27 protein-coding genes are annotated in these 26,338 nt (G+C 73.7%); 19 read left to right on the top strand and 8 right to left on the bottom strand.

The features are described 5' to 3' along the window. The first annotated feature begins 40 nt into the window (after positions 1-40). The 5 genes from ACGFZ2_RS13935 to ACGFZ2_RS13915 all read left to right on the top strand — a co-directional run bounded on the left by ACGFZ2_RS13935 (position 41) and on the right by ACGFZ2_RS13915 (position 4,250). A complete protein-coding gene (locus tag ACGFZ2_RS13935; RefSeq protein ID WP_393257844.1) occupies positions 41-970 on the top strand; it encodes an aldose 1-epimerase family protein in 930 nt (309 codons plus the stop codon). A 12-nt stretch (positions 971-982) separates the two neighbouring features. Beyond that, positions 983-1,585 carry a nitroreductase family protein gene (locus ACGFZ2_RS13930; protein ID WP_393453293.1) on the top strand — a complete coding sequence of 201 codons (603 nt, stop codon included), beginning with the start codon at positions 983-985 and terminating at the stop codon, positions 1,583-1,585. A 190-nt stretch (positions 1,586-1,775) separates the two neighbouring features. After that, positions 1,776-2,081, top strand: coding sequence for a type II toxin-antitoxin system VapB family antitoxin (locus ACGFZ2_RS13925; protein WP_007454850.1), 306 nt, complete (start codon positions 1,776-1,778; stop codon positions 2,079-2,081). A 99-nt stretch (positions 2,082-2,180) separates the two neighbouring features. Beyond that, on the top strand, positions 2,181-3,341 hold the full coding sequence (locus ACGFZ2_RS13920; protein ID WP_393453290.1) for an acyl-CoA dehydrogenase family protein: 1,161 nt from the start codon (positions 2,181-2,183) through the stop codon (positions 3,339-3,341). Between the two features lie 144 nt (positions 3,342-3,485). Further along, positions 3,486-4,250, top strand: coding sequence for a DUF4230 domain-containing protein (locus tag ACGFZ2_RS13915; protein WP_393453287.1), 765 nt, complete (start codon positions 3,486-3,488; stop codon positions 4,248-4,250). A 55-nt stretch (positions 4,251-4,305) separates the two neighbouring features. Here the strand turns inward: ACGFZ2_RS13915 and ACGFZ2_RS13910 are convergent, their stop codons facing one another. Continuing rightward, positions 4,306-4,512 carry a PspC domain-containing protein gene (locus ACGFZ2_RS13910; RefSeq protein ID WP_393453284.1) on the bottom strand — a complete coding sequence of 69 codons (207 nt, stop codon included), beginning with the start codon at positions 4,510-4,512 and terminating at the stop codon, positions 4,306-4,308. Between the two features lie 384 nt (positions 4,513-4,896). On the opposite strand from ACGFZ2_RS13910, the gene ACGFZ2_RS13905 reads away from it, so the two are divergent. From ACGFZ2_RS13905 to ACGFZ2_RS13865, 9 genes are all read left to right on the top strand, one after another. Further along, complete coding sequence (locus tag ACGFZ2_RS13905; protein ID WP_393453281.1) at positions 4,897-6,267, top strand: L-serine ammonia-lyase; 1,371 nt, start codon at positions 4,897-4,899, stop codon at positions 6,265-6,267. Positions 6,268-6,326: 59 nt separating this feature from the next. Further along, positions 6,327-7,154 carry an ABC transporter permease gene (locus ACGFZ2_RS13900; protein ID WP_393453278.1) on the top strand — a complete coding sequence of 276 codons (828 nt, stop codon included), beginning with the start codon at positions 6,327-6,329 and terminating at the stop codon, positions 7,152-7,154. Between the two features lie 2 nt (positions 7,155-7,156). Continuing rightward, on the top strand, positions 7,157-7,903 hold the full coding sequence (locus ACGFZ2_RS13895) for an ABC transporter ATP-binding protein (RefSeq protein WP_393257866.1): 747 nt from the start codon (positions 7,157-7,159) through the stop codon (positions 7,901-7,903). After that, a complete protein-coding gene (locus ACGFZ2_RS13890) occupies positions 7,900-9,912 on the top strand; it encodes a DUF5941 domain-containing protein (protein ID WP_393453275.1) in 2,013 nt (670 codons plus the stop codon). The genes ACGFZ2_RS13895 and ACGFZ2_RS13890 overlap by 4 nt, the downstream gene beginning before the upstream one ends. Positions 9,913-9,928: 16 nt before the next feature. Continuing rightward, positions 9,929-12,136 carry a CDP-glycerol glycerophosphotransferase family protein gene (locus ACGFZ2_RS13885; RefSeq protein WP_393453272.1) on the top strand — a complete coding sequence of 736 codons (2,208 nt, stop codon included), beginning with the start codon at positions 9,929-9,931 and terminating at the stop codon, positions 12,134-12,136. A 159-nt stretch (positions 12,137-12,295) separates the two neighbouring features. Continuing rightward, a complete protein-coding gene (locus tag ACGFZ2_RS13880; protein ID WP_393453269.1) occupies positions 12,296-13,591 on the top strand; it encodes an ABC transporter ATP-binding protein in 1,296 nt (431 codons plus the stop codon). 46 nt (positions 13,592-13,637) lie between these two features. Beyond that, the gene (locus ACGFZ2_RS13875; RefSeq protein ID WP_393453266.1) at positions 13,638-14,102 is read left to right on the top strand and encodes a DUF4442 domain-containing protein; all 465 of its coding nucleotides are present in this window, start codon (positions 13,638-13,640) and stop codon (positions 14,100-14,102) included. Between the two features lie 64 nt (positions 14,103-14,166). Further along, positions 14,167-14,919 carry an HAD-IA family hydrolase gene (locus tag ACGFZ2_RS13870; protein WP_393453263.1) on the top strand — a complete coding sequence of 251 codons (753 nt, stop codon included), beginning with the start codon at positions 14,167-14,169 and terminating at the stop codon, positions 14,917-14,919. Then, positions 14,916-17,288 (top strand): glycoside hydrolase family 65 protein, encoded by a 2,373-nt coding sequence (locus tag ACGFZ2_RS13865; protein WP_393453260.1) that lies wholly within the window; start codon positions 14,916-14,918, stop codon positions 17,286-17,288. The genes ACGFZ2_RS13870 and ACGFZ2_RS13865 overlap by 4 nt, the downstream gene beginning before the upstream one ends. 39 nt (positions 17,289-17,327) lie before the next feature. On the opposite strand, the gene ACGFZ2_RS13860 is transcribed toward ACGFZ2_RS13865, so the two are convergent. Next, complete coding sequence (locus ACGFZ2_RS13860; protein ID WP_393257881.1) at positions 17,328-17,504, bottom strand: hypothetical protein; 177 nt, start codon at positions 17,502-17,504, stop codon at positions 17,328-17,330. A 213-nt stretch (positions 17,505-17,717) separates the two neighbouring features. Here ACGFZ2_RS13860 and ACGFZ2_RS13855 point away from each other — a divergent pair, with 213 nt between their 5' ends. Further along, on the top strand, positions 17,718-18,383 hold the full coding sequence (locus ACGFZ2_RS13855; protein WP_393257884.1) for a dienelactone hydrolase family protein: 666 nt from the start codon (positions 17,718-17,720) through the stop codon (positions 18,381-18,383). Between the two features lie 181 nt (positions 18,384-18,564). Here the strand turns inward: ACGFZ2_RS13855 and ACGFZ2_RS13850 are convergent, their stop codons facing one another. Then, positions 18,565-19,701 (bottom strand): AI-2E family transporter, encoded by a 1,137-nt coding sequence (locus ACGFZ2_RS13850; RefSeq protein ID WP_393257887.1) that lies wholly within the window; start codon positions 19,699-19,701, stop codon positions 18,565-18,567. Positions 19,702-19,960: 259 nt separating this feature from the next. Here ACGFZ2_RS13850 and ACGFZ2_RS13845 point away from each other — a divergent pair, with 259 nt between their 5' ends. From ACGFZ2_RS13845 to ACGFZ2_RS13835, 3 genes are all read left to right on the top strand, one after another. Continuing rightward, on the top strand, positions 19,961-20,143 hold the full coding sequence (locus ACGFZ2_RS13845) for an antitoxin (protein ID WP_393257889.1): 183 nt from the start codon (positions 19,961-19,963) through the stop codon (positions 20,141-20,143). A gap of 192 nt (positions 20,144-20,335) precedes the next feature. Next, on the top strand, positions 20,336-21,541 hold the full coding sequence (locus tag ACGFZ2_RS13840; RefSeq protein WP_393257892.1) for a cytochrome P450: 1,206 nt from the start codon (positions 20,336-20,338) through the stop codon (positions 21,539-21,541). A gap of 4 nt (positions 21,542-21,545) precedes the next feature. Beyond that, on the top strand, positions 21,546-21,782 hold the full coding sequence (locus tag ACGFZ2_RS13835; protein WP_393257895.1) for a ferredoxin: 237 nt from the start codon (positions 21,546-21,548) through the stop codon (positions 21,780-21,782). Positions 21,783-21,879: 97 nt separating this feature from the next. On the opposite strand, the gene ACGFZ2_RS13830 is transcribed toward ACGFZ2_RS13835, so the two are convergent. After that, positions 21,880-22,785, bottom strand: coding sequence for an SMP-30/gluconolactonase/LRE family protein (locus ACGFZ2_RS13830; protein WP_393453257.1), 906 nt, complete (start codon positions 22,783-22,785; stop codon positions 21,880-21,882). A gap of 96 nt (positions 22,786-22,881) precedes the next feature. Between ACGFZ2_RS13830 and ACGFZ2_RS13825 the strand changes: the two genes are divergently transcribed. Next, positions 22,882-23,331, top strand: coding sequence for an Lrp/AsnC family transcriptional regulator (locus ACGFZ2_RS13825; protein ID WP_393257900.1), 450 nt, complete (start codon positions 22,882-22,884; stop codon positions 23,329-23,331). Positions 23,332-23,484: 153 nt separating this feature from the next. On the opposite strand, the gene ACGFZ2_RS13820 is transcribed toward ACGFZ2_RS13825, so the two are convergent. The 4 genes from ACGFZ2_RS13820 to ACGFZ2_RS13805 form a co-directional block, all read right to left on the bottom strand. Next, entirely contained in the window at positions 23,485-24,369 is an 885-nt protein-coding gene (locus tag ACGFZ2_RS13820) for an aminoglycoside phosphotransferase family protein (protein ID WP_393453679.1), read from the bottom strand. Between the two features lie 113 nt (positions 24,370-24,482). Then, entirely contained in the window at positions 24,483-25,169 is a 687-nt protein-coding gene (locus ACGFZ2_RS13815; RefSeq protein WP_393257903.1) for a C39 family peptidase, read from the bottom strand. Positions 25,170-25,521: 352 nt separating this feature from the next. Then, positions 25,522-25,926, bottom strand: a complete 405-nt coding sequence (locus ACGFZ2_RS13810; protein WP_393257906.1) for a pyridoxamine 5'-phosphate oxidase family protein — start codon at positions 25,924-25,926, stop codon at positions 25,522-25,524. Positions 25,927-25,958: 32 nt separating this feature from the next. Continuing rightward, positions 25,959-26,291, bottom strand: a complete 333-nt coding sequence (locus ACGFZ2_RS13805; RefSeq protein ID WP_393257909.1) for a DUF1232 domain-containing protein — start codon at positions 26,289-26,291, stop codon at positions 25,959-25,961. Positions 26,292-26,338 lie beyond the last annotated feature (47 nt).

Below are 26,338 nucleotides of genomic sequence, written 5' to 3'. Positions count from 1 at the left end.
GGCGAGCGACCGCACGGCGCGAACCGCTAGGGTCGCCCGCATGGACATCCCCGACCAGCGGTCGCCTTCGGGCGCACAGTGGGCCATTTCCGGCGCCGGCCACGAGGCCGTCATCGTGGAGGTGGGCGGCGGGGTGCGGACATACCGGCACGACGGGGTCGACCACCTCGACGGGTACGACGCCGACGAGATGTGCCCCGGTTGCGCCGGGCAGGTGCTGGCCCCGTGGCCGAACCGGATCCGCGACGGCCGCTACACCTTCGGCGACCGGTTGTTGCAGCTCACGCTCAGCGAGCCGGACCGGGGTGTGGCCATCCACGGGCTGGTCAGTTGGGTGCCGTGGCGGCTGCTGGACCGGTCGCCCGACGCGGTGACCGTCGGCTACGACCTGCCGCCGCAGCCCGGCTACCCGTGGCCGTTGCGGCTGCGCACCCGGTGGAGCGTCGGCCCGGACGGGCTGCGCGCGGAGCACGAGGCGACCAACCTCGGTGCCGAGCCCGCGCCGTTCGGCTTCGCCGTGCACCCGTACCTGCGCGTGCCCGGGGTGGCGGTGGACGACCTGTCGATGCGGCTGCCGGCCCGGAGGCGGTTGCAGGTGGACTCCCGGCTGCTGCCGATCGGTGCCAGCGAGGTCGCCGGCACCGAGTACGACTGGACCAGCCCCCGACGGATCGGCCGCGCCCGGCTGGACGTCACCTTCGGCGACGTGATCCGCGACGACGACGGCGGCTCGGCGGTCACCCTGTCTGCCCCGGACGGCTCGGCGGGCGTGCGGATCTGGGCGGACCGGGAGTTCGGCTGGTGGCAGGTGTTCACCGGCGACGCGCTTCCCGGGCAGCGGTGCCGCCGTTCCGTCGCGGTGGAGCCGATGACCTGCCCGCCGGACGCGTTCCGCTCCGGCCGGGACGTGATCACCCTGAAGTCGGGCGCGACGTGGCGGGGTGTCTGGGGCGTACGGCCCGGGGTCTGAGCGGGGGAGCGCATGGAGTTCAGCGAGGTGGTCCGGCGGCGCCGGATGGTCCGCAACTACGACCCGGACCGTCCCGTGCCGCCCGACGTGGTGGAGCGGCTGCTCGACCACGCGGTCCACGCGCCGTCGGCCGGCTTCGCCCAGGGGTGGGGGTTCCTGGTGCTGGAGGAGCCGGCGGACCGGGACCGGTTCTGGGCGGCGGCCACCCCCGGCGGGGGCGGCCGGGAGCGCTGGCTGGCGGGCATGCGCCGAGCCCCGCTGATCGTCGTGCCGCACGCGAACCGCTCGGCCTACCTGGAGCGGTACGCGGAGCCGGACAAGGGCTGGGCGGACCGCTCGGCGGAGCGCTGGCCGGTGCCCTACTGGTACGTCGACACCGGCTTCGCGGCCCTGCTGATGCTGCTGACCGCCGTGGACGAGGGGCTGGGGGCCTGCTTCTTCGGCATCCCGCCGCAGCGCCTCGACGCCTACCGGGAGGCGTTCGGCGTGCCGGGCGAGTACGAGCCGATCGGGGCGGTCACCGTGGGTTACCGGGCGCCGGACCACCGGTCACCGTCGCTGCGCCGGGGACGGCGTCCGGTGGACGAGGTGATCCGGCGCGGGCGGTGGAGCTGACCGGCTCGGGGTGTTTCGCCCGGTTGAGAACCGGACTGTGGGTAGTGAAACTGACATCAGGGAGCAGAACGCGGGGTGCCGCAGCCCGCTACGCTGGCACGGTCATCGGCACCGCAGGTCGCGGCGCCGTGCCGCGATCCGGCCCCGCGTCGTGGGTCGGCCGGGCCTAGGGGGAGGGGAGCGTGCCGTCGTGATCTTCAGAGCGGTCCGGGACGGGCGTCCCTACCCGGAGCACAACCTGACGCTCAAGCAGTGGGCGGAGATCCCGCCGCGGCCCCTGCGCCTGGACCAGTTGATCACCACCAAGCGCGAGCTGGCGCTGGACAAGCTCCTCGCCGAGGACTCGACCTTCTACGGCGACCTCTTTCCGCACGTGGTGCAGTGGAACGGCGGGCTCTACCTGGAGGACGGGCTGCACCGCGCGCTGCGGGCGGCGCTCCAGCAGCGCAACCAGATCCACGCCCGGGTGCTCGTCCTCTCCGAGCCGATCGAGTGACGAGGGCTCGCGTCGCGGGCGCCGCGTCCGACGCCCACGCCTCGTGGCGTCCGCGCCTCGTCCGACGCCCGCGCCTGAGGCTTCGTTAAGGTGGCTGCCATGAGCCGTACCGACCTGCTCGACCTGGACTCCTCGCTCACCGAGGAGGAGCGGCAGATCCGCGCCGTCGTGCGCCAGCTCGTCGACGACCGGGTCCGCCCGCACGTCGCCGGCTGGTACGAGGAGGGCCGGGTGCCCGCCCGGGAGCTGGCCGTCGAGTTCGGCAAGCTCGGCCTGCTCGGCATGCACCTGACGGGCTACGGCTGCGCCGGCGCGTCGGCCGTCGCGTACGGGCTGGCCTGCCTGGAGCTGGAGGCCGGTGACTCCGGCGTCCGCTCCCTGGTCTCGGTGCAGGGCTCACTGGCCATGTACGCCATCTGGCGCTACGGCAGCGAGGAGCAGAAGCAGCGCTGGCTGCCGTCGATGGCGACCGGCGAGGCGATCGGCTGCTTCGGCCTGACCGAGCCCGACCACGGCTCCGACCCGGCGTCGATGACCACCCGGGCCCGCCGCGACGGCGACGACTGGGTGCTGACCGGCGCCAAGATGTGGATCACCAACGCGCCGGTCGCCGACGTCGCGGTGATCTGGGCGCGCACCGACGACGGCGTGCGCGGCTTCGCCGTACCGATGGACACGCCCGGGGTGACGGCGCGGGAGATCCGGCACAAGATGTCGCTGCGCGCCTCCGTCACCGGGGAGGTCGTGCTCGACGACGTGCGGCTCCCGGCGGACGCCCGGCTGCCCGAGGCGGTCGGGCTCAAGGCGCCGCTGAGCTGCCTGACCGAGGCCCGGCACGGCATCGTCTGGGGCGCCCTCGGCGCGGCCCGCGACTGCCTGGAGACCGCCCTGGAGTACGCCACCACGCGCACCCAGTTCGGTCGGCCGCTGGCCGGCTTCCAGCTCACCCAGGCCAAGCTCGCCGACATGGCCGTCGAGCTGAACAAGGGCGCGCTGCTGGCGCTGCACCTGGGTCGGCTCGCCGACGCCGGGCGGCTGCGCCCCGACCAGGTGAGCGTGGGCAAGCTCAACAACGTCCGGGAGGCGCTGGCCATCGCCCGGCAGTGCCGCACCATCCTCGGCGCGAACGGCGTCTCGGGGGAGTACCCGGTCATGCGGCACGCCAACAACCTGGAGAGCGTGCTCACCTACGAGGGCACGTCGGAGATCCACCAACTGGTCATCGGGCAGCGGCTGACCGGGCTGTCGGCCTTCGCCTGACCTACGGTTTCCGCCCCGCCCGACCGGTGTCCACGCCGGCTCCCGCGAGGCGCGGGCACCCGGTCGCGCCGCTCGGCGAGCGCCTGTCGTACCGGGGCCTTACCGTCATGACAGACGACGTGTCTGACGAGGACGGTGAGGGCCATGGCCCGCGACGGTGACAGCAACGAGCCCACCAGGGAGTTCCCGGGCTACCCGACCGGCGACGAGCTCAAGGCCCGGACGGACGTCGCACCCGAGCCCGCGCCGGGCGCGCCGACGCCGGCCGGCGGGCCGGCCCGCGGCCTGCTCTGGGTGCTCGGCGCGGCGGCCCTGGCGGTGGTGGTGCTGCTCGGCGTGCAGGCCACGGGCATCCTGCCGGACTTCCGCAACCCGTTCGCCAAGGAGCAGACCGACCGCAGTCAGCCGCCGCTGCTCAAGTCGATCCAGGACCTCAGCCGCTACGTCGCCGCCGAGGGCAACTTCCAGGTGGTCGTGGACCTCCAGAACGACCGGCGCAACGTGCCCGACTGGCTGCTCAACCAGCGCACCCTCTTCGTGGGGGCGGGCAGCGTCGAGGCGTATGTGGACTTCGCCAGGATCTCCGAGGGCGCGGTGGTCGAGTCGGCCGACGGCAAGTCGGTGGAGATCAGGCTGCCGGCGCCGCAGCTCGGCAAGACCAACCTCGACCTGGAGAAGAGCTACGTCTTCGCCGAGGAGCGCGGGCTGCTCAACCGGATCGGCGAGCTGGTGGACGGCGATCCCAACCGCCAGCAGCAGGTCTACCAGCTCGCCGAGGAGCGGATCACCACCGCCGCCCGGGACAGCGGCCTCAGCCAGCGGGCCGAGGAGAACACCCGCAAGATGCTGGAGGGCCTGCTCCGCTCCCTCGGCTACGCGAAGGTCACGGTCACCTACACCGCCCCGTGACCGTCGGTGACCGCCAGAGTTCCATCAGTCGGATGGAGCCGGCCGTCAAGAGCAGTCAGTAGCGGGTGGCGGCGTGGCGGTCCTCGTTCGGCATCAGGAGCCAGAGCGCCAGGTAGAAGATCACCTGGGTGCCGGGCAGCAGCAGCGACAGCAGGAACAGCAGCCGGACGAACCCCGCCGACCTGCCGAAACGTTGGGCCAGACCGGCGCAGACACCGGCGATCATGCGTCCCTGACGGGGGCGGACCAGTTTGCGACTCATCGTCGTACTCCCACTCTGCGGCGTTCGCCGCGTCTGCCTCAACGGTAGGAACGTGCGCCCACCACGCCCTCGGCCCTGGGGAGGATCGGCCGCCCGCGTCCCCGTAGGTGGTTACCCGGGAGCCGTCCGCCCGACGCGCCGCGCGGACGGGTGCCACGGGCACCCGCCCGGATCGACGGCCCACGGGGGCCTCGGGGCAGTCCCCGCGCGGCGCCGGCTTTTCGGATGCCGACGATCGGGGCGACGCGCCGGGCAGCCGGTGAGCTGGGCGGGTAGGCTCGCCCGTCGGGCACCCGTACCTCCGGGTGCCGACGGCCGCCCGGGTCCGGGCCGGCCACGACCGGGCCGGACCCCGCGAGGGGTACGACGGCGAGGAAGTGCAGCATGATCAGCGTTTTCGACCTCTTCAGCGTCGGCATCGGGCCGTCCAGCTCGCACACGGTGGGGCCGATGCGGGCCGCCCGCACGTTCGTCGCCGGGCTGAAGGCCGACGGGCTGCTGACCGGCACCGTCCGGGTGCAGGCGGAACTCTTCGGCTCGCTCGGCGCCACCGGTCACGGCCACGGCAGCGACCGCGCGGTGCTGCTCGGGCTGGCCGGCGAGGCGCCGGAGACGGTCGACACCGACACCGTCGACGCGCGGATCAGCCGGATCAGGACGGAGCGCCGGCTGAGCCTGCTCGACGCGCACGAGATCGGCTTCGACCCGGACCGGGACCTGGTGCTGCACCGGCGCCGGTCGCTGCCGTACCACCCGAACGGGATGACCTTCGTCGCGTACGACGACCGGGGCGCGGAGCTGCGCGTGCGGACGTACTACTCGGTCGGCGGCGGGTTCGTGGTCGACGAGGCGGCGGCCGGGGCGGACCGGATCAAGCCGGACGCGACGCGCGTGCGGCACCCGTTCCTCACCGGCGCGCAACTGCTCGACGTGACCGCGTCGACGGGGCTGTCGATCAGCGAGGTGATGCTCGCCAACGAGCTGTCCTGGCGCAGCGAGGGCGAGGTGCGCACCGGCCTGCTGGAGATCTGGCGGGTGATGCGGGAGTGCGTCGAGCGGGGCTGCTCGCGGGACGGGGTGCTGCCCGGTGGGCTGAAGGTCCGCCGCCGCGCCGCCGAGCTGCGTCGCAGCCTGGCGACGGAGTCCGACCCCACCGACCCGCTGCGGGCGATGGACTGGGTGACCCTCTTCGCCCTCGCCGTCAACGAGGAGAACGCGGCCGGCGGCCGGGTCGTCACCGCGCCGACCAACGGGGCGGCCGGGATCATCCCGGCGGTGCTGCACTACTACACCCGGTTCGTGCCGGGCGCCTCCGACGAGGGGGTGGTCCGGTTCCTGCTGGCGGCGGGCGCGATCGGCGTGCTGTTCAAGGAGAACGCGTCGATCTCCGGCGCGGAGGTGGGCTGCCAGGGCGAGGTGGGCTCGGCCTGCTCGATGGCCGCCGCCGGGCTGGCCGAGGCGCTCGGCGGCACCTCGGAGCAGGTGGAGAACGCCGCCGAGATCGGCATGGAGCACAACCTCGGGCTGACCTGCGACCCGGTCGGTGGCCTGGTGCAGATCCCCTGCATCGAGCGGAACGCGGTGGCTAGCATCAAGGCGATCACGGCCGCCCGGCTGGCGCTGCGCGGCGACGGGGTGCACCACGTATCGCTCGACAAGGTCATCAAGACCATGCGCGAGACCGGCGCGGACATGAAGGTGAAGTACAAGGAGACGGCGCGCGGCGGCCTGGCCGTCAACGTGATCGAGTGCTGAGGGGGCGTTCGTTCACCGACTGCTAACCTGTCGTCCGTCCGGTGAGGCGGGAGGCGGCGGTGACCTCTGGCGTCGCGGCGTTGTGGTCGCACCGCAACTCCCTGCGCATCCTCGTCCGGCGCGACCTTGCGGTGAAGTACCAGCAGTCCGTGCTCGGCTACCTCTGGTCGCTGATCGAGCCCCTCGGCATGGGGGCGATCTACTGGTTCGTCTTCGGCGTCCTCTACTCCCGGGACACCACCCGCCACCTCGGTGACGCGGCCGACTCGTACCCGCTGTTCCTGATCACCGGGATCTTCGCCTGGATGTGGACCAGCTCGGCGCTGAGCGAGGCGACCAATGCGCTGACCGGCCAGTCCCGGCTGATCACGACGATGAACGTGCCCCGGCAGGTCTTCCCGATCGGCCGGGTCACCGGCCGCTTCGCCGAGTACGCCGCCGGCCTGCCGATCCTGGTCGCCGTCGCCGTCGGGTACGCCGCGTCCGGCGGGATCGACCTGGGCTGGTCGCTGCTCGCGCTGCCGCTGGCGGTGGCGGTGCAGGCCGTCCTGCTGGTCGGGCTGGCGCTGCTGCTCTCGGCGGTCAACGTGCTGATGCGCGACGTCGAGCGGTTCATGCGGCTGGTCATCCGGGTGCTCTTCTACGCGACGCCGATCATCTACCCGCTGAGCCTCGTGCGGGGCGCCGACCTGCCGGGCTGGCTGAAGTTCGCATACGAGCTGAACCCGCTGGTCGGCATCTTCCAGCTGCACCACGCGGTCTGGTACCCGGACGAGTTCCCGGACGCCCGGCTGCTCGCCACCACCGTCGGCGTCAGCCTGCTGGTGCTGGCCGCCGGCTGGTGGTCGTTCCGCCGGCTCGAACCCGCCGTGCTCAAGGAACTGTGACGATGGCCGACCCGATCATCGAGGCGGAGGGGCTCGGCATCCGGTTCGTCCGCAACCGGCGGCGGCAGCTCCGGCTGCGGGAGCTGTTCATCCACCGGGGCACGCGCGGCGCCTCCGCCGGCCAGTTCTGGCCGCTGCGGGACGTGTCGTTCTCGGTGGCGGCCGGCGAGACCGTCGGCGTGATCGGCCGCAACGGCACCGGCAAGAGCACGCTGCTGCGGCTGATCGCCGGGGTGCTGATCCCCGACGAGGGGCGGATCCGGGTGCGCGGGGACGTGGCGCCGCTGCTGGAGCTCTCCGCCGGCTTCTCCAACGACCTGACCGGGCGGGAGAACCTCTACCTGGTCGGCGGCCTGCACGGGCTGTCGTCGGGCTACCTGCGGCGGCACTTCGACGACATCGTCTCGTTCGCCGGCGAGCAGGTGGAGCGGGCCATCGACACCTCGGTGCGGCACTACTCGTCCGGTATGAAGGTTCGGCTCGGCTTCGCGATCATCTCGCACCTGCCGCACCCGATCCTGCTCATGGACGAGGTGACCGCCGTCGGGGACGCGGAGTTCCGCAAGAAGTGTTATGCGACGATCGACCGTCTGCTCGGGGAGGGGCGCACTCTGGTGCTGGTGTCACACAACGAAAAGGACCTGACCCGGTTCTGCCGTCGGGGGCTCTACCTCGACGGGGGCCGGCTGAGCGTCGACGGCACGATCGCCGAGGCGCTCGACGCGTACCACGCCGCGGTCCCGCGGTGACCCTCGCGATCGTGCTCGCCGCCGACGCCCCGGCCGCGAGCCTCCCCACCCGCGCGGGCGAACCCCTCGCCGACCGGCTCGCCGCCCAGCTCCGCGCCGCCGGGGCGGACGAGGTGCGCCGCGCCGTCGACCTGGACGAGCTGGCCGCCCTCGTGGACGCGGCCACCGGCCCGGTGCTGGTCACCGGCGCCGACCTGGTCGCGCACACCGCCGTCCTGCGGCACCTGGCGACCAGCCCGGTCGGGCCGACGGTGGCGCTGGTGCTCACCGACCCGCCCGGCGACGGGCGCACCGCCGTGCGCGAGGAGCGCGGCCAGGTCGTCGAGGCCGGGCCGCCGGAGACGCTGAACGGCGACGCCACCGGGATCTTCGGCGGCGCGCTGCGGGTCGGCGTCGCCGACCTGCCGTCGCTCGCCGCCGCCGCGCGCGCGGCCGCCGCCGGGGTGCTGCCCGCCGGCACGCCGCCGGCCGCCGCGCCGCCGCCGGCCGGGCCCGCCGTGGACCGGCTCTTCGCCGGCCTCACCGGGCTCGGCGCGCTGACCTTCGCCCACCGCGTACGCCTGCTCGTCGCGCACCGGGTGAGCGACCCGGCGGGGCTGGCCGCCGCGGAGGCGGCCGTGGCCGCCGTCGACGAGGACCGGGCGGAGCTGCGGCTGTCGGTGAAGGAGCGGGACGACTTCTTCACCACCTTCTTCGTCAGCACCTGGTCCCCGTACGTCACGAAGGCGTCCGCCCGGCTCGGGCTCGGCCCGACGGCCGTCACGATGATCTCGGTGGCCTTCGCGGTGGCCGCCGCCGTGCTGTTCGGCGTCGGCGGCCGGCCGGCGCTGGTCGCCGGGGCGGTGCTGCTCTACCTCGGCTTCGTGCTCGACTGCGTGGACGGCCAGCTCGCCCGCTACACGCGCCACTTCAGCGCCTGGGGCGGCTGGCTGGACACGATGGCCGACCGCGCGAAGGAGTACGTGGTCTACGCCGGCCTCGGCTACGGGGCCACCCAGGCCGGGTTCCGGTACGGCTGGGCGCTGGCGATCGCCGCGATGACGCTGCAGACCGTCCGGCACATGACGGACACGTGGTACGGCGTGCTGCACGACGAGGCGGCGCGCCGACCGAAGGCCGTCGGCACCTCCGGCGGCGGGATCGGCGACAAGCTGAACGCCGCGTCGAACCGGGTACAGGCCGACACGGGGTCGGTGTCGTACTGGCTCAAGCGGACGGTGGTCTTCCCGATCGGGGAGCGGTGGGCGCTGATCGCGCTGACCGTGGCGCTGTTCGGCCCGCTGGTCAGCCTGTACACGGTGCTGGCGTGGGGGGTGCTGGCGTTCGCGTACACCGGGGCGCTGCGCACCCTGCGCGCGCGCTGGATGTGGGTGCCGGTGCTGGACACGGTCGACGCCACCCTGCACCGCGACGACGGCCCGCTGGCCCGCCGGCTGCCGGTGGTCCGCCCGATGGGCCCGCTGACGCTGGCGGTCGTCGCGGCGCTGGGGCCGGCGGCGCTGCTGGTGGCGGCCCTGCTCACCCGGGACGGCACCAAGGCGCCGGGCCTGGGCTGGGCGGTGCCGGTCGCGCTGCTGGTGCTCCTGGTCGGCGGCCTGGGGGCGGGCGCGGCGCACAACGGGCCGCTGGACTGGCTGGTGCCGGCCGCGCTGCGGGCGGGAGAGTATCTCTTCGCCATCGCGGTCGGGGTGGTCGGCGACGTGCCGCCGTGGCTGGTCTTCGGCTACGTCTTCGTGCTGACCCTGCACCACTACGACCTGACCGCCCGGCTGGAGAAGCGGCAGTCCGCGCCGCCGCTGCACGGTCTCACGCTCGGCTGGGAGGGGCGGTCCGTGCTGCTGGCCCTGGCGGCGATCGTCGGAATTGCGGGTATCGGGATGGCTACACTCGGTACGTACCTTCTCGTGGTTTTCGTGGGGAGTGTCGTCCTCGCCTGGGTCGTCCTGCCCGCCCGCGCCGCGCGGGCGTCGGTGGGCCTGGCCGGTGCGGGAGGCCGCTCGCCGGGCTGACGGAGGGGCCGGCCGGATGACACTGATCAGTTTCGTCGTGCCGGCCTTCCGGGTGCAGGGCTACCTGCGCGAGTGCCTGGACTCCATCCTCGACCAGCCCGTCGCCGACATCGAGGTGATCGGCGTCGACGACTGCTCGCCGGACGACAGCGGCGAGATCCTCGCCGAGTACGCCGCCCGCGACCGGCGGATGCACGCCGTCCGGCTGACGAAGAACGTCGGGCTCGGTCCGGCCCGCAACGCCGGGCTGGACCGGGCCGTCGGCGAGTACGTCTGGTTCGTCGACGGCGACGACTGGCTCGCCCCGGAGTGCCTGGTGGAGGTGGCCGAGCGCCTCCGCGCCACCCGCCCCGACGTGCTCCTGGTCGACCACGTCCGGACGCACTGGAGCAACGCCGTGACCCGCAGCGCCATGGCGGAGGTGTTCCCCGAGCCGCCCGGCGAGGGCACCTTCCGGCTGCGGGACCGGCCCGAGACGCTGCGGGTGCTGCACACCGCCTGGAACCGGCTGGTCCGCCGGCAGTTCCTGCGCGAGGAGGGGCTGCGCTTCGCCCCCGGCTGGTACGAGGACGTCTCGTTCAGCTACCCGGTGCTGATGGCCGCCGAGCGGATCGGCGTGCTGGACCGGGTCTGCGTCAACTACCGCCAGCGACGGTCCGGCGCGATCACCAGGACGCGGGGCGACCGGCACTTCGAGGTCTTCCACCAGTGGCACCGGGTGTTCCGGCTGATGGACTCCTGGGGGCCGGCAGTCGACGACCTGCGCCCGGCGGTCTTCGAGCGGATGATCTGGCACTACCTGACCGTGCTCGGCAACGGGCAGCGGATCGCGCCGGAGCTGCGGCCCGCCTTCTTCGCCCAGATCACCGCCGACTACGCGCGCTGGCTGCCGCCCGGCGGCTACCCGGCCCCGGGGGGCGCGGAGGGGCTCAAGCACCGGCTGGTGGCCGCCGGGCGCTGGCGCACGTTCAGCGCCCTGCGCACCGTCTACCGGGCGCGGGACACCGCCCGGCGTACCGCCCGGACGACGAGGCGGCGGGTCGCGCCCCGGGCCCGGCGGGCCGCCCGGCTGGCCCGGGACACGCTGCTGCGCGAGTACTACCGGGCCGAGCTGCGCCGACCCGTCGACCCGACGCTGGCCGTGTACGCGGCCTACTGGTACCGCGGCTACGCGGACAACCCGGCCGCGCTCCACGAGGCGGCGCGGCGGCTGGCGCCGCAGGTCCGGGGGGTGTGGATCGTCCGGCGGGACCGGGTGCACACTATGCCCGAGGGCGTCGAGTACGTGGTGGCCGGCACCCCCGCGTACTACCGGGCGCTGGCACGGGCGCGGTGGCTGGTCAACAACGTGAACTTCCCGGACTACGTCCGCAAGCGGCCCGGGTCGGTGCACGTGCAGACCCACCACGGCACGCCGGTGAAGGTGATGGGGCTCGACCAGCAGCGGTACCCGATCGGCGCGGTGGGGATGGACTTCGCCGGGCTGCTGCGCCGGGTGGACCGGTGGGACTTCAGCATCAGCGCGAACAGCTTCTCCACCCAGATGTGGGAGCGGGCCTATCCGGCGGCGTACACCACCCTGGAGGTGGGCTACCCGCGCAACGACCGGCTGGTCAACGCCACCGCCGAGGAGGTGCTCCGGCTGCGCGCGGAGTTCGGCCTCGGCCTCGGCGAGCGGGTCGTCCTGTACGCCCCGACGCACCGGGAACACCTGCCCGGCTACCGGCCACCGTTCGACCCGGGGCGGCTGCTCGACGTGCTCGGCCCGGCCGGCCGGCTGCTGATGCGCAGCCACTACTTCCACGACCGGGAGCGGCCGGCCCGGCGCCCGGTGGACCGGGACCGGGTGCGCGACGTCAGCGGCCACCCGCGCGTCGAGGACCTCTACCTCGTGGCGGACGTGCTGGTCACGGACTACTCGTCGGCGATGTTCGACTACGCCGTGCTGGACCGGCCGATCGTGGTCTACGCCCCGGACTGGGAGGCGTACCGGCTGGCCCGCGGCGTCTACTTCGACCTGCTCGCGGAGCCGCCCGGCGCGGTGGCCACCAGCTTCGCCGACCTGCTCGACCTGTTCCGCGCCGGCGGGGTCGACTCGGCGGAGGCGACGAGGGTCCGGCAGCGGTTCCGGGCCCGGTTCTGCGCGCTCGAGGACGGCCACGCCGCCGAACGGGTGGTCCGCCGGGTCTTCCTCGGCGAGCAGCCGCAGCCCCGCTGCTGCTGACCGCGATCGCCCGCGCCCCCGGGGTCGCCCGCCCGTCCCACCCGGTGGGGCGCAACAGGAATGTCACGGGTCGAACATGGCACGTTTACCCGATATCCGGATTGAATGATCCTCGTCACAGTCAATCGGGGTTCGGTCGACGAGCTGGGGAGGGGACGGGTGACCACCGTCGCGCTCAAGGATGTCACGAAGGTGTTCAGGGACGGCACCCTCGCCGTCGACAGCGTCAACCTGGACGTCAACGACGGCGAGTTCATGGTGCTGCTCGGCCCGTCGGGCTGCGGGAAGTCCACGGTGTTGCGGATGGTCGCCGGGCTGGAGGACCCGACGTCGGGCGCGGTGCTGCTCGACGGCGAGCTGGCCAACGACCTCCTGCCGCGGGAGCGGAAGATCGCCATGGTCTTCCAGGACTTCGCGCTCTACCCACACATGACGGTCGGGGACAACATCGCCTTCCCGCTCCGGCTGGCCGGCATGGATCCGGAGCCGTGCGGCGAGCGGGTCACCGACGTGGCCAGCGCGCTCGGCATCGGCGACGTGCTCGGCCGCAGGCCCAACCAGCTCTCCGGTGGGCAGCGCCAGCGGGTCGCGATGGGTCGGGCGATCGTCCGCCGCCCCGGCCTGTTCCTGATGGACGAGCCGCTGTCCAACCTCGACAGCGGGCTCCGGGCCGAGCTGCGCGCCGAGATCTCCGGGCTCACCCGCGAGCTGGGCGTCACCACCATCTACGTCACCCACGACCAGGCCGAGGCGCTGACCATGGCCGACCGGGTCGCCATCATGCGCAGGGGCGTCCTCCAGGACGTGGGGACCCCGACCCAGGTCTACGGCCGCCCCGCCACGCTCTACGTGGCCGCGTTCCTCGGCAGCCCGCGGATGAACCTGCTGGAGGCGTCGGTCTACGTCCACCTGGACCGCTACGTCACCCTCACCCTCGGCGAGCAGGCGCTGCACCTGCCCTGGGACGACATCCGCAGCCGGGCGGTCGCGCACTACCACGGCGAGCGGATCGTGGTCGGGATGCGGGCCGAGGCGCTCACCCCGGTCGCCCCGGACACGCCGGGCGACGTGCTCCACGGCCGGATCCGCTACCTGGAGCACCACGGTCACGAGTCGCTCGCGTTCGTCGACATCGGGGCCACCGCGATCGTGGTGGACGAGATGGGCACCCCCGTCGACGCCCCGGTCGACCAGCGCGGTCTGCGCCGCTTCGGCCAGGTGATGCAGCGGCTGACCGGGCGCGCGGCGGAGGACGAGCGCGCCCCGACCCCCGGCGCCCGGACCAGCGTGCTGAACGACCCGGGCCGGCACCACCGCCGCCCGGCCGAGCTGGCGGTCCGGCTCGCGCCATACCCCGCGGTCTCCGCCGGTCACCCCCTGGCCGTCTCCGTGCGCATGGACGCGCTGCACTTCTTCGACGAGCGGGGTGACCGCATCGACGTCGGCTGGCGCTGACCGGGTGACCCTTGCCGGCGAAGTTACCGGCTAGTAGCGTCGGGGCATGACCATCGACTCGCGCCAGGTGGCGGCCGGCATGCTGGAGGCCGTGCCGTTCGCGCGTACGCTCGGCATCGAATTCGTCGAGGTGGCCCCCGAGGCGGAGGGCGGGGTGCGGGCGGTCGTCCGCCTGCCCGACTCGCCGGCCACCCACAACCACGTCGGCGGGCCGCACGCCGGGGCCATGTTCACCCTCGGCGAGACCGCCTCCGGCGCGGTCGTGCTGGCCGCGTTCGCGCAGCTGCTCGACCGGGCCACGCCGCTGGCGGTGCGGGCCGAGATCGCGTACCGGAAGCTCGCCATGGGCCCGGTGCTGGCGACGGCGCGACTCGGTCGGCCCCCCGCCGAGGTGGTCGCCGAGCTGGAGGCCGGCCAGCGGCCGGAGTTCCCGGTGCAGGTGGAGATCGCCACCGAGGAGGGGAAGGCCACCGGCGCGATGACGGTCGTCTGGACGCTGCGCCCGCACTGAGCCGTCCCCGGGCAACCGGGCCGAAACCGGTTTGCCGGCGCGGACGTCTGGATAGATTCGTACCGTGCTGGGCCTGCCTGCTCACGTGACCGCCTGTCTCTTCGATCTGGACGGGGTGCTGACGCAGACCGCCCGGGTGCACAACGCCGCGTGGACCGAGACGTTCGACGGCTTCCTGCGCCAGCGTGCCGCCGCCACCGGCGAGCCGTTCCGTCCCTTCGACCCAGGGCCGGACTACAACCGGTACGTCGACGGCCGGCCCCGCGCCGACGGGGTGCGCACCTTCCTCGCCTCGCGGGGGATCGTGCTGCCCGAGGGCGCGCCCGACGACCCCCCGGACGCCGACACGGTCAACGGGGTCGGCAACCGGAAGAACGTGCTGCTGCTGGAGCGGCTGCGCACCCGCGGTGTGGACGTCTATCCCGGCTCGGTCGCCTACCTGAAGGCCGCGGCCGCCGCCGGCCTGCGCCGCGCGGTCGTCACGGCCAGCGCGAACGGCCGGCAGGTGGTCGCCGCCGCCGGCCTGGAACCGCTGCTGGAGGCGCGGGTCGACGGGCTGGTCGCCCGCGCCGAGGGGCTGCGCGGCAAGCCGCACCCCGACACCTTCCTGGCCGGGGCCGGGCTGCTCGGGGTCGACCCGGCCCACGCCGCCGTCTTCGAGGACGCGCTGGCCGGGGTGGCCGCCGGCCGGGCCGGCGGGTTCGGCTACGTGGTCGGGGTCGACCGGGTCGGCCAGGCGGCCGAGCTGCGTGCCCACGGCGCCGACGTGGTGGTCACCGACCTCGCCGACCTGCTCGACACCGGGCGGCCCGCGTGATCAGGGAACGGGCCTATCCCGTCGAGCCGTGGCACATCCGGGAGATCCGGCTGGACATGGACGTCCTGGCCCAGTCCGAGTCGGTGTTCGCGCTCTCCAACGGGCACGTCGGGCTGCGCGGCAACCTGGACGAGGGCGAGCCGCACGGCCTGCCCGGCACGTACCTCAACTCCTTCTACGAGCTGCGCCCGCTGCCGTACGCGGAGGCCGGGTTCGGGTTCCCGGAATCCGGCCAGACCATCGTCAACGTCACCAACGGCAAGCTGATCCGGCTGCTGGTCGACGACGAGCCGCTCGACGTCCGGTACGGCGAACTCCTCTCCCACGAGCGGATCCTCGACCTGCGCGCCGGCACCCTGCACCGCGAGTTGCACTGGCGGTCGCCGGCCGGCCGCGAGGTCAAGGTCCGCAGCACCCGGCTGGTCTCCTTCACCCAGCGCTCCGTCGCGGCGATCAACTACGAGGTGGAGGCGGTCGACGGCCCGCTGCGGCTGATCATCCAGTCGGAACTCGTCGCGAACGAGACGCTGCCCGCGCAGAGCCGGGACCCCCGGGTCGCGGCCGTGCTGGAGTCGCCGTTGCAGGCCGAGGAGGAACTCACCACCGACGACGGCGGGCTGCTGATCCACCGGACCAAGCTCTCCGGGCTGCGGGTCGCCGCCGCGATGGAGCACGAGGTGTACGCCCCGGCGCGCAAGACCATCGAGTCCGAGGGGTACGAGGACTGGGTGCGTACCACGATCGGGTGCGTGCTCAAGCCGGGCGAGACGCTGCGGGTGGTCAAGTACCTCACCTACGGCTGGTCGAGCCGCCGCTCGCTGCCGGCCCTGCGGGACCAGGTCGGCGCGGCCCTGGCCGGGGCGCGGCTGGACGGCTGGGACGGGCTCCACCGGGAGCAGCGGGAATACCTCGACGAGTTCTGGGACGCCGCCGACGTGGTGGTGGAGGGCGACCCGGAGGTCCAGCAGGCCGTCCGGTTCGGCCTGTTCCACGTCCTCCAGGCGGGCACCCGGGCGGAGCAGCGGCCGATCGCCGCGAAGGGCCTGACCGGCCCCGGGTACGACGGGCACGCGTTCTGGGACACCGAGATGTTCGTCCTGCCGGTGCTCACCTACACCCACCCGGCCGCCGTGCGGGACGCGCTGCACTGGCGGCACCGCACGCTGGCCGCCGCGCACGAGCGGGCCCGGATGCTCAACCTGGAGGGCGCGGCGTTCCCCTGGCGCACCATCGAGGGACCGGAGTCGTCGGCGTACTGGCCGGCGGGCACCGCTGCCTTCCACATCGCGGCCGACGTCGCCGACGCGCTGCGGCGCTACGTGCAGGTCACCGAGGACACGGAGCTGGAGCGCGAGATCGGGCTGGAGCTGCTGGTGGAGACCGCCCGGCTGTGGCGGTCGCTGGGCCACCACGACCGGCACGGCCAGTTCCACATCGACGGGGTGACCGGCCCCGACGAGTACACGGCGGTGAAGAACGACAACATCTACACCAACCTGATGGCGCAGCGGAACCTGATCACCGCCGCCGACGCGGTGATGCGCTACCGGGACGAGGCGTTCCACCTCGGTGTGACCGACGAGGAGGCGGCCGCCTGGCGGGACGCGGCGGCCTCCATGCACATCCCGTACGACGAGGAGGTCGACGTCCACGAGCAGGTGGAGGGCTTCACCCGGCTCCAGGAGTGGGACTTCGCGCACACGCCGCCGGAGAAGTACCCGCTGCTGCTGCACTACCCGTACTTCGACCTCTACCGCAAGCAGGTGGTCAAGCAGGCGGACCTGGTCCTCGCCATGCACTGGCGGGGCGACGCGTTCACCCCGGAGGAAAAACTGCGCAACTTCCTCTACTACGAGCGCCGGACGGTGCGGGACTCGTCGCTGTCGGCGTGCACCCAGGCGGTGCTGGCGGCCGAGGTGGGCCACCCGGAGCTGGCGCACCTCTACCTGCGCGAGGCCGCGCTGATGGACCTGCACGACCTCAACGAGAACACCCGCGACGGCGTGCACATGGCGTCGCTCGCGGGGGCGTGGATCGCGTTGGTGGCCGGGTTCGGCGGGCTCCGCGACCACGACGGCACGCTGTCGTTCGCGCCGCGCCTGTCCAGCCGGCTCGGGCGGCTGGAGTTCTCGCTCCAGTGGCGCGGGATGCGGCTGCGGGTGGACGTCCGGCCGCACGAGACCACGTACGCGTTGCGCCACGGTGACCCGGAGGACCTGCTGGAGCTGCGGCACCACGGCGAGACGGTCCGGGTCACCTGCGACGAGCCCGTCACCGTGCCGATCCCGCCGCTGGAGGTCTCCGGACCGGCTCCGGAGCAGGCGCCGGGCCGGGCCCCGCTGCTCCGCCTGCCCGAGAACGAGCCGTGACCCGCCGCCGGCCCGCGCTCGGCGGGCCGGCGGCGTCGGTCAGATCGGCCTGCCCTGTGAGGGGCGGCCGGCCGCGTCGCGGGGCGTCATCGCCCGCGGGTCGTCGGCCGTGCGTGCCTGGGCCGCGTCGTCCGCCCAGTCCCGGCCGCGTTCGGCGTCCTGTTCGCGCCGTTCCCGGTCGGCGGTCTGCTGGCGGGACTCTCGCTGCTGCGCCATGGCGATCCTCGCGATCCGTCGGGGGCGCGGTCCTGCGCCGGTACGGTCTGCGGTCACCTGCCGCCTACCCGACGCCCCCGGTGGCAAACACCGGGGCGGCCGGCCCGCTTGCCGGCCGTGCGGGCGGGTATGCGAGCCGCCGGGGAGGAGGGGCCGTGGTCCGGTGAGTCGGACGACCGGTCCTGGTCGACGACGTACGGGACGGAGGCGGAGATGGACGTGCGCAGCAGCGAGGTGACGATCCCGGCGGGGGACGCGGAACTCCCGGCCGACCTGCTGGTCCCGGCCGAGCCGGCCGGCGTGGTGCTCTTCGCCCACGGCAGCGGCAGTTCCCGGCACAGCCCGCGCAACACCGCTGTGGCGCACGTGCTCAACCGCGACGCCTTCGGCACCGTGCAGGTCGACCTGCTGACCCCGGCCGAGGACCGGGTGGACGCCCGGACCGCCGAGCTGCGCTTCGACATCCCACTGCTCGCCGGCCGGCTCGCGGCGGTCGTGGACTGGCTGGCGGCGGAGCGGCCCTTCGGCCGGGTGCCGATCGGCCTCTTCGGGGCCAGCACCGGGGCGGCCGCCGCGCTGGTGGCGGCGGCCGCCAGACCGGACCTCGTCGGCGCGGTCGTCTCGCGGGGCGGCCGGCCCGACCTGGCCGGCCCGGCCCTCGGGCAGGTGCGCGCGCCCACGCTGCTGCTGGTGGGCGGCCTGGACGAGCAGGTGATCGCCCTCAACGAGCAGGCGCAGGAGGCGCTGCCGGAGAGCGCCGAGCTGACGGTGATCCCCGGCGCCACGCACCTCTTCGAGGAGCCCGGCAAGCTGGAGCAGGTCGCCCACTGCGCCGCCGACTGGTTCACCGCCCACCTCGCCGTGCCCCGCCCGGCCTGAGCACCGGCCCGGTGGACGGCCGGTTCATGCGGGCGCCGGCCGTGGACGGCCCGGCCGGCGGGCACCGCCCTCCTGCCAGGCCCCGCTCAGGCGGGGGCCGGCGGCGTGGCAGGCCTGCTCGTGCGTGGCCGGCGGCGTGGCAGGCCCGCTCGTGCGGGGCCGGCGGCGTGGCAGGCCCGGCTCAGGCGGGGGCGGGGGGCGTGGCCCTGGCGTCCGGGGTGGGGCGCTCGCGGTGCTGCTGGACGGTGTCGATGACGCGCCAGACGACGGCGGTGATCGGCACCGAGACGAAGGCGCCGGCGATGCCGGCGATCAGGGTGCCGGCGGTGACCGCCACCAGGATCACCGCCGGGTGCAGCCGCACCTGGCGCTTCATGATGAGCGGCTCCAGCAGGTTGCCCTCGATCTGCTGCACGGCGATCACGGCGGCCAGGGCCAGCAGCGCGGTGACCGGCCCCTTCGCCGCGAGCGCGACGAGCACCGCGACCGCGCCGGCCACGGTGGCGCCGATGATCGGGATGAAGCCGCCGAAGAACGTGATCAGCGCCAGCGGAAAGGCCAGCGGCACCCGGAGCAGCACCAGGGCCAGGCCGATACCGATCGCGTCGATCGCGGCGATCATCATCGTGCCCCGGCTGTACGCGCCCAGCGTCCGCCAGCCCACCCGGCCCGCCTCGGCGGTCACCGACCGGTTCGGGCCGGTCATCCGGGCCAGCACCCAGTGCCACATCGACCGGCCGTCCTTGAGCAGGAAGAACAGCAGCACGAGCGCGAGCAGCGCCGAGCCGAGCACCTCGGCGGCCGTCCGAGCCCCCGAAACCGGGTCGACCGAGCCCTGCCCGAGGCCCTGCCGGGCCTGGTCGAGCAGCCGGTCGAGCTGCTGGTCACTGACCGGCAGGGTGGAGGTCACGAACTCACGGCTCCGTTGCAGGCCCTGGCTCAGCTCCTGGCTCAGCTCGCTGAACTGGCTGGCGGTCAGGTTCCACACCAGCGCGCCGACCCCGAACAGCACGCCGAGCAGCAGCAGCACGGTGAGCAGGGCGGCCAGCGACGCGGGCAGCCGGAGGCGGCGCAGCGTGAGCTGCACCGGGTCGAGCAGCGCGGTGAGGAAGACGGTGGCCGCCAGTGCGATGGCCAGCGGCGCGAGCAGCACCGCGATCTTTCCCAGCAGGTACAGCCCGGCGACGACCACCACCAGGCAGGCGCTCCACACCACGGCCGAGCGGACCGGCCAGGGCAGCGCCGCCCAGGCCTGTCGGGGCCCCGCGGCCCGGTCCGTCGTCCCCTCGGGCGTCCGCCCGGCACCGTCTGCGACCACGTCGGTCCTCCTCGATCTCCCGCGAGTCGGTACCCGGCGAGCGTCCTGCCGACACCCGTGCCCCCTTTCAACCTGGATGCCGCGCCCGGTACCGGGAGGGCGAGTCGGCGTCCCGTGGCGTTCCCGCCGGCCTGTCCGCTCCACGGCCTTCTGTGGCGCTCCACGGTGGCCCGTCGGGTCGGCGAGGGCCTGCCCGGTCGCGTTTGTCCCCGGGGCCCCAGGGAAGGCAGAGATCGAATCCCGACCCGAGGAGGACCCGATGAGCGACTTCATGGACAAGGCCAAGGACTTCGCCGACAAGCACGACAAGCAGGTCGACCAGGGCATGGAGAAGGGCGGCGACATGGCCGACAAGCGCACCGGCGGGAAGTACGACGACCAGATCGACAAGGGTGTCGACCAGGCCCAGGCCCGTACGGGCGAGGGTGACCAGGTCCGCTGACCTCCTCGGTCCGCTCCCGGGTCGCCGCGCGGTCGGCGGCCCGGGATCGTCGTTTCCGGCGGATCGACGGTCACCGCTAGCCAAGCATTGACCATTCTCGCTACTATCCGCAGTCGGAACATGACTCACCGTAGAGTCACCCCCGGCCGGACCGGCGTCCCCGCGGACGCCGCGACGAGAGGAAGTCAGCCGGTGACCGAGGCACCCGAGACGACCGTCCCCCAGCGCTATCCGTTCGGCGACCCCGACCGGCTCAACCTCGACCCGCGCTACGCCCGGCTGCGCCGGGACGAACCGCTCACCCGGATCCGGATGCCCTTCGGGGAGCCGGCCTGGCTGGCCACCCGGCACGCCGACGTGCGTACGGTGCTCGGCGACCCCCGGTTCAGCCGGGCCGCCTCGGTGGGCCGGGACGAGCCCCGCAACTCGCCACGGCGGCAGGACTCCGGGATCCTGTCCATGGACCCGCCGGAGCACACCCGGCTGCGCCGGTTGGTGGCGAAGGCCTTCACCGCCCGGCGGGTGGAGGAGCTGCGCCCACGCACCAGGAGGGTCGCCGACGAACTGGTCGACGGCATGCTCGCCGCCGGCCCCCCGGCCGACCTGGTGGAGCACCTGGCCACCCCGCTGCCGATCCGGGTCATCTGCGACCTGCTCGGCGTGCCCGTGGCCGACCAGGACCGCTTCCACACCTGGTCCGAGGCGATCGTGTCGACCACCTCGCTGAGCCCGGAACAGGCCCAGCAGTACATCGACAACCTGTTCGCGTACATGGGGGAGCTGATCGCGCGGCGGCACCGCGAACCCACCGACGACCTGCTCGGCGCGATGGTCCGGGCCCGGGACGCCGACGACCGGCTCGCGGCGGACGAGGTCGTGCGGCTGGCCGCCGGGCTGCTCGCCGCCGGGCACGAGACGACCGTGACCCAGATTCCCAACTTCGTGTACGTGCTGCTCACCCACCCGGCCGAGTGGGCACGGCTGCGGGCCGAGCCGGCGCTGGTGCCGGGCGCCGTGGAGGAGCTGATGCGCTTCGTCCCGCTCGGCGCGTCGTCGGCCTTCGCCCGCTACGCCCTCGAGGACGTCGAGCTCGGCGGCGTGCTGGTGCGTGCCGGCGAGCCGGTCGTGGTGTCGATTCCGTCGGCCAACCGGGACGAGACGGTCTTCGCCGAGCCCGACCGGCTCGACCTGGCCCGGCAGGCCAACCCCCACCTCGGCTTCGGGCACGGGGTGCACCACTGCGTCGGCGCCCAGCTCGCCCGGATGGAGCTCCAGGTCGTCCTGGAGACCCTGATCGCCCGCACCCCCGGCCTGCGCCTGGCGGTGCCCGAGTCGGAGCTGACCTGGAAGAGCGGCCTACTGGTGCGGGGCCTGGTGGCCATGCCGGTGAGCTGGTGACGCGGTGAGCGGGTCGGACGAGCAGTGGCGCGTGCACGTGGACCGGGCCCGGTGCATCGGGTCGGGGATCTGCGCGGGCACCGCGCCCGGGCACTTCGTGCTGGTGGACGGGCTGTCCCGCCCACTGACCGAGCGGGTGGCGCCCGACGACGCGCTGGTGGACGCCGCGGATTCGTGCCCCATGGAGGCGGTCATCGTGTCCGAGGTGGACAGCCTGCGCCGGATCGCGCCGGATCCGTGAGCCGCGTGCGCGTGCCGGAGCCGCGAGCCGCGTGCACGTGCCGGAGCCGTGCGTCCGGCGGGCGTGCCGGCGGGACGAGCCGCCGGCACGCCCGTGGTCAGTATCCGGGGTGGCGAACCCCGTTGATGTTGACGCGGAGCGCGTAGAGCGAGCTGGACGCGCAGACGAAGAGGTGGTTGCGTTTCGGCCCGCCGAACGTGAAGTTGGCGACCACCTCGGGCAGGCGCAGCTTGCCCAGCAGCGTGCCGTCCGGGTCGAAGCAGTGCAGCCCGTCGTACGCGGCAGCCCAGATCCGGCCGGCCGCGTCGAGGCGTACCCCGTCGAAGGTGCCCGCGTCACACTCGGCGAAGACCTCACCCCCGTGCAGGCTGCCGTTCGCGCCGACGCCGAAGCGTCGCAGGTGCCGGTGCCGGGTGTCCGCCACGTAGAGCGTCGACTCGTCGGCGTCGAACGCGAGCCCGTTCGGCTGGCCGAAGTCGTCGGCGACCAGGCGCACCTCGCCGTCGTGCGGGTCGACCCGGTAGACGTGGTTGCCGCCGATCTCGCTCTCGGCCCGGTGGCCCTCGTAGTCGCTGTCGATGCCGAAGCTCGGGTCCGTGAACCAGATCGAGCCGTCGGAGTGCTCGACCACGTCGTTGGGGCTGTTCAGCCGCTGCCCCCGGTATCGTTCCGCGATGACGGTGTCGGTGCCGTCCGCCTCCGTGCGGGTGACGCGCCGGTTGCCCTGCTCGCAGCTCACCAGCCGCCCGCGCCGGTCGACGGTGTGTCCGTTGGCGTAGCCCGCCGGCTGCCGGAACACGCCGACCGCTCCGGTGGTCTCGTCCCAGCGCAGCAGCCGGTCGTTGGGGATGTCGCTGAACACCAGGTAACGCCCGGCGGGGAAGTACGCCGGCCCCTCCAGCCAGCGGCCCCCGGTGTGGAGCCGCTCGACCCACTCGTCGCCGTTGACCCGGCGGAACCGTTCGTCGAGGACCTCGAAGTGAGCTTTCACCCGGTCGACCATGAGACGCCCTCCTGACTTCTGTTCGGCTGTACGCTAACACCACTGAACGACAGTCAGGCAATAATGTGAATCGCCGAACAAGTATCGGAGGAGCGCGTGGACGACATCGACCGGAGGCTGCTGGCGGAGCTGCAACGGGATGCGGCCCAGCCCTACACGGCCCTCGCCGCCGCCGTCGGGCTGTCGACCGGGGCCGTCCACGAGCGGGTGCGGAAGTTGCGCGAGCAGGGGGTGATCCGACGCACCACAGTGGACGTCGACCCCGTCTCCGTGGGCCGCGGCGTGCTCGCCTTCGTGATGATCGAGGCAAACGCCTGGATGGGGGACCCACCCACCCACGAGGCGCTCGCCGCGCTGCCGGAGGTCGAGGAGGCCCACGTGGTGGCCGGCCCGGCCTCGCTGCTGGTAAAGATCAGGGCGGGGTCACCGGAGCAGCTCCAGGCCAGCCTGCGGCGACTGTTCCAGGTCGAGGGCGTCACCGGCACGCAGACCATCGTGGTGCTGGAGACGTTCTTCGACCGCCCGCCGGATCCGCTCGGCCGCTGAGACGCCGGTGGCCGCACCCCCGAGCGGGGCGCGGCCACCATCGGCGGGGTGGGGTCAGCTGCTTCTCGCGCAGCTCCGCCATCGACGTGGGCCGGCCGCTGAGCGCGTCCCGCAGCCGGTCCACCAAGCCCGCGTCCGGGCCGCTCCCAGGCTTCAGCCGAGGACCGCGTCCAGGGTGCGGCGGGCGGTGTCGGCCATCACCGGGTTGGTGTCGACGTAGTAGGGGAGGGCGCCGACGGCCTGGACGATCGCCCAGCCCCGCCCGCGCGCCCAGGTAGCGTCATCGGTCCCCAGCGCCCGGCGGTAGGTCTCCCGGGCACCGGGCGGCAACAGGTTCCACGCCGGCATGAGGTCGACCGCCGGGTCGCCGACGCAGACCGCCCCGAGGTCGATGACCGCGGCGAGCCGGCCGCCGCGGACCAGCAGGTTGCCCGGCATCAGGTCGGCGTGGATCCACACGTCCGGCCCGTCGTGCGCGGGCGCGTCGCGGCACTCCGCCCAGACCCGGGCGACCCGGGCGGTGTCGGTCAGGTGGGTGCTCTCGGCCAGGCAGCTACGGACGTACTCGTCCCGGGCGGGCAGCGGGCCGCCCCGGGTGCGCCCGTTCCACGCCCGGCCGCCGGTCTCCACCTCGTGCAGCGCGCGGACGAACCCGGCGAGGTCACGGGCGAACTCGACCGGATCGCCGATGCTCCGGTCGCCGGCGGTCTCCCCGGGGATCCAGCGGTACGCCGTCCACGGCCCCGGGTAGCCCTCGCCCGGCTCGCCGAGGGCCACCGGCTCGGGAACCGGCAGCGGTACGTGCGGGGCGAGGCGACGCGCGTCCTCCTGCTCGCGCCGCAGGTCCTCGCGGAGTTCCGGGTCGACGCCGGGTTGCAGCGGGAAGCGCAGCACGATGTCCTCGCCGAGGCGGAACAGCGCGTTCACGGTGCCGTACGAGGTGACCGGGCGCACCGGGAGCCCACGCCAGCGGGGGAACTGGTCGGCGACGAGGGCGGTGACGACGTCCGCGGTGACGTCGACCTGGTCGGCATGCATCCTCACCGGGCCGATCCTGCCGCCGGCCCGGGGCCAGGGCGATCGGTTTTCACCGGGCATGCCGAGGGCCGGTCCCCCCGGGCGGGGAGACCGGCCCTCGCCGGTGCGTCGGATCAGGACGAGTAGCCGCGCTCGGCGATCCAGTTGGCGACCTTCTCCAGGGTCATCCAGTACTCGCCCTCGGGAGAGGCCGGGTCGGCGATCCGGATCAGGTCACCGCCGTCCCGGTAGCCCACCAGGGTCAGGTAGTGCCCGCCCTCGTACGACTGCGGGTGGCCGTCGGTGTCGACCGCGGTGCCCTTGACGTTGGCCACCACCGGCCGGCCCTCGTCCAGGGCGGCGACCACGTCGGCCCGCAGCTTGTCGACCTGCTCCGGCTTGGCCACCGGGCCCGAAATCTCCGTGGTCCGGTACCGGCCGCCGGTCAGCTCGTTGAGCACCCGCGTGGTGTCCAGGGCCGAGTCGGTCCCGGCCTCCGTGGTGCCCAGCAGCTTCGCGACCTCGTCCTGCGAGAGGATCTTGCCCTGCGCGGACAGGGCCATCCGCGTCGCGGCCGGGCCGCAGTAGTAGAAGTTGGGCTGCGCCTGGTACTCGATGCCCACGGTGCGCTCGGCCCGCTTGTCGGGGCGGCCGTTCTTGTCGGCCTTGTCGGCCCGCCCGCCCTTGTCGGTGTGCACCGAGGCGACCGGGGCGGTGGTCACCGGCGCGGCCTGGGCGGCCATCGCGGGTCCGGCGATGCAACCGCCCGCCACCAGCAGGCCGGCGACGGAGAGACCGCTCTTGTGGATGATCGGCTTCATGGTCGGGCTCCAATCGGGGGTTGACGCCTCCGGGAGCCGGAGGCGCAAGCACCGGGACAGGCGCTCGCCTGGAGGGATTCGACGGCCCGGAGCGCGTCCGTGGCCGGGCGTACCAGGGATCCAACGGCCCTGCTCCACGGGGCATTCCGGGGCAGGGGCCGGGGGTCCGGCGGCACGATGGGATGCAACGGCGCCAGGGGCAGCAGGATTCCGGCGTACGGATGCGGCTCGTCACACGACGTGCGACGGGCTCCTCGGGCTCGTGCCGGCGGTGCCCGGACGGCGGTGTTCGGCCGTCTACCGCAGCCGACGTCGGCAGGCCGGGCGAGCCGGCGGCGAACCGGTCAGACCGTCACAGACTTCCCAGCAGGCGCGTCACGGTGATCTCGATGACGACCCGGTCGGGATTGGGGCGCGGTGTCCGGTACCGCTCGGCGTACCGGCGCTCGGCCTCGGCCACGGCGGCCCGGTCGGAGCGGACGACCGCCCGCCCCTCGATGGTGAGCCACCGCCGCCCGTCGACGTGGCAGACGGCCACCGGGGCGCCCACGGGGCCGGCTGCGGCGACGTGTCGGGCCTTGCGGGACGTGCCGCTGGTGATCACCCGGGCCAGGCCCGCCGCGGCGTCGACGGTGACGCCCACCGGCACGACGTGCGGGGTGCCGTCGGCCCGCAAAGTGGTGAACGTGGCCAGGTGCCGTTCCCGGCAGAACGCGGCGACCCGCTCGTCCTGCGGTGCCAACCGGTGGTCGGGCATGTCCGTCCTCTGTCTCGCGGTCAGCGTGCCGGTCAGGGAACGCGGCGGCGGTTCCGGTCCGGTTCCGGCGGGGTGACCGGTCGGCCGGGCAGCGGGGGACTGCCGGCGCGACGGTGCCGGACCAGCCGACCGAGGTAGATCAGCGCGCCGGTCAGCACGGCCATGTCGTCGAGGTAGATCGGGTCGGGCAGCACGTCGATCGGGAGCACGGTGTAGAGCAGCGCCCCGTAGAAAGCGACCTTGCCCTTCACCCCGAGCGTGCCGAGCAGCCGGCGGGTGCGGATCACGCGAACGGCCAGCAGCACCGCGCCGACCAGCGTGACGACCGCCACGACACCGACGAGGACCCACGCCTCCCTGGACATACGGCCACGCTAGCCCAGCCGGGCCAGCTCCGCCCGAATCCGTCGGC

It is taken from the genome of Micromonospora sp. NPDC048063 (assembly GCF_043202855.1).
Lineage (GTDB): Bacteria > Actinomycetota > Actinomycetes > Mycobacteriales > Micromonosporaceae > Micromonospora.
The sequence above is the reverse complement of the archived record's forward strand: the minus strand, read 5'-3'. Positions and strand labels throughout refer to the sequence as shown.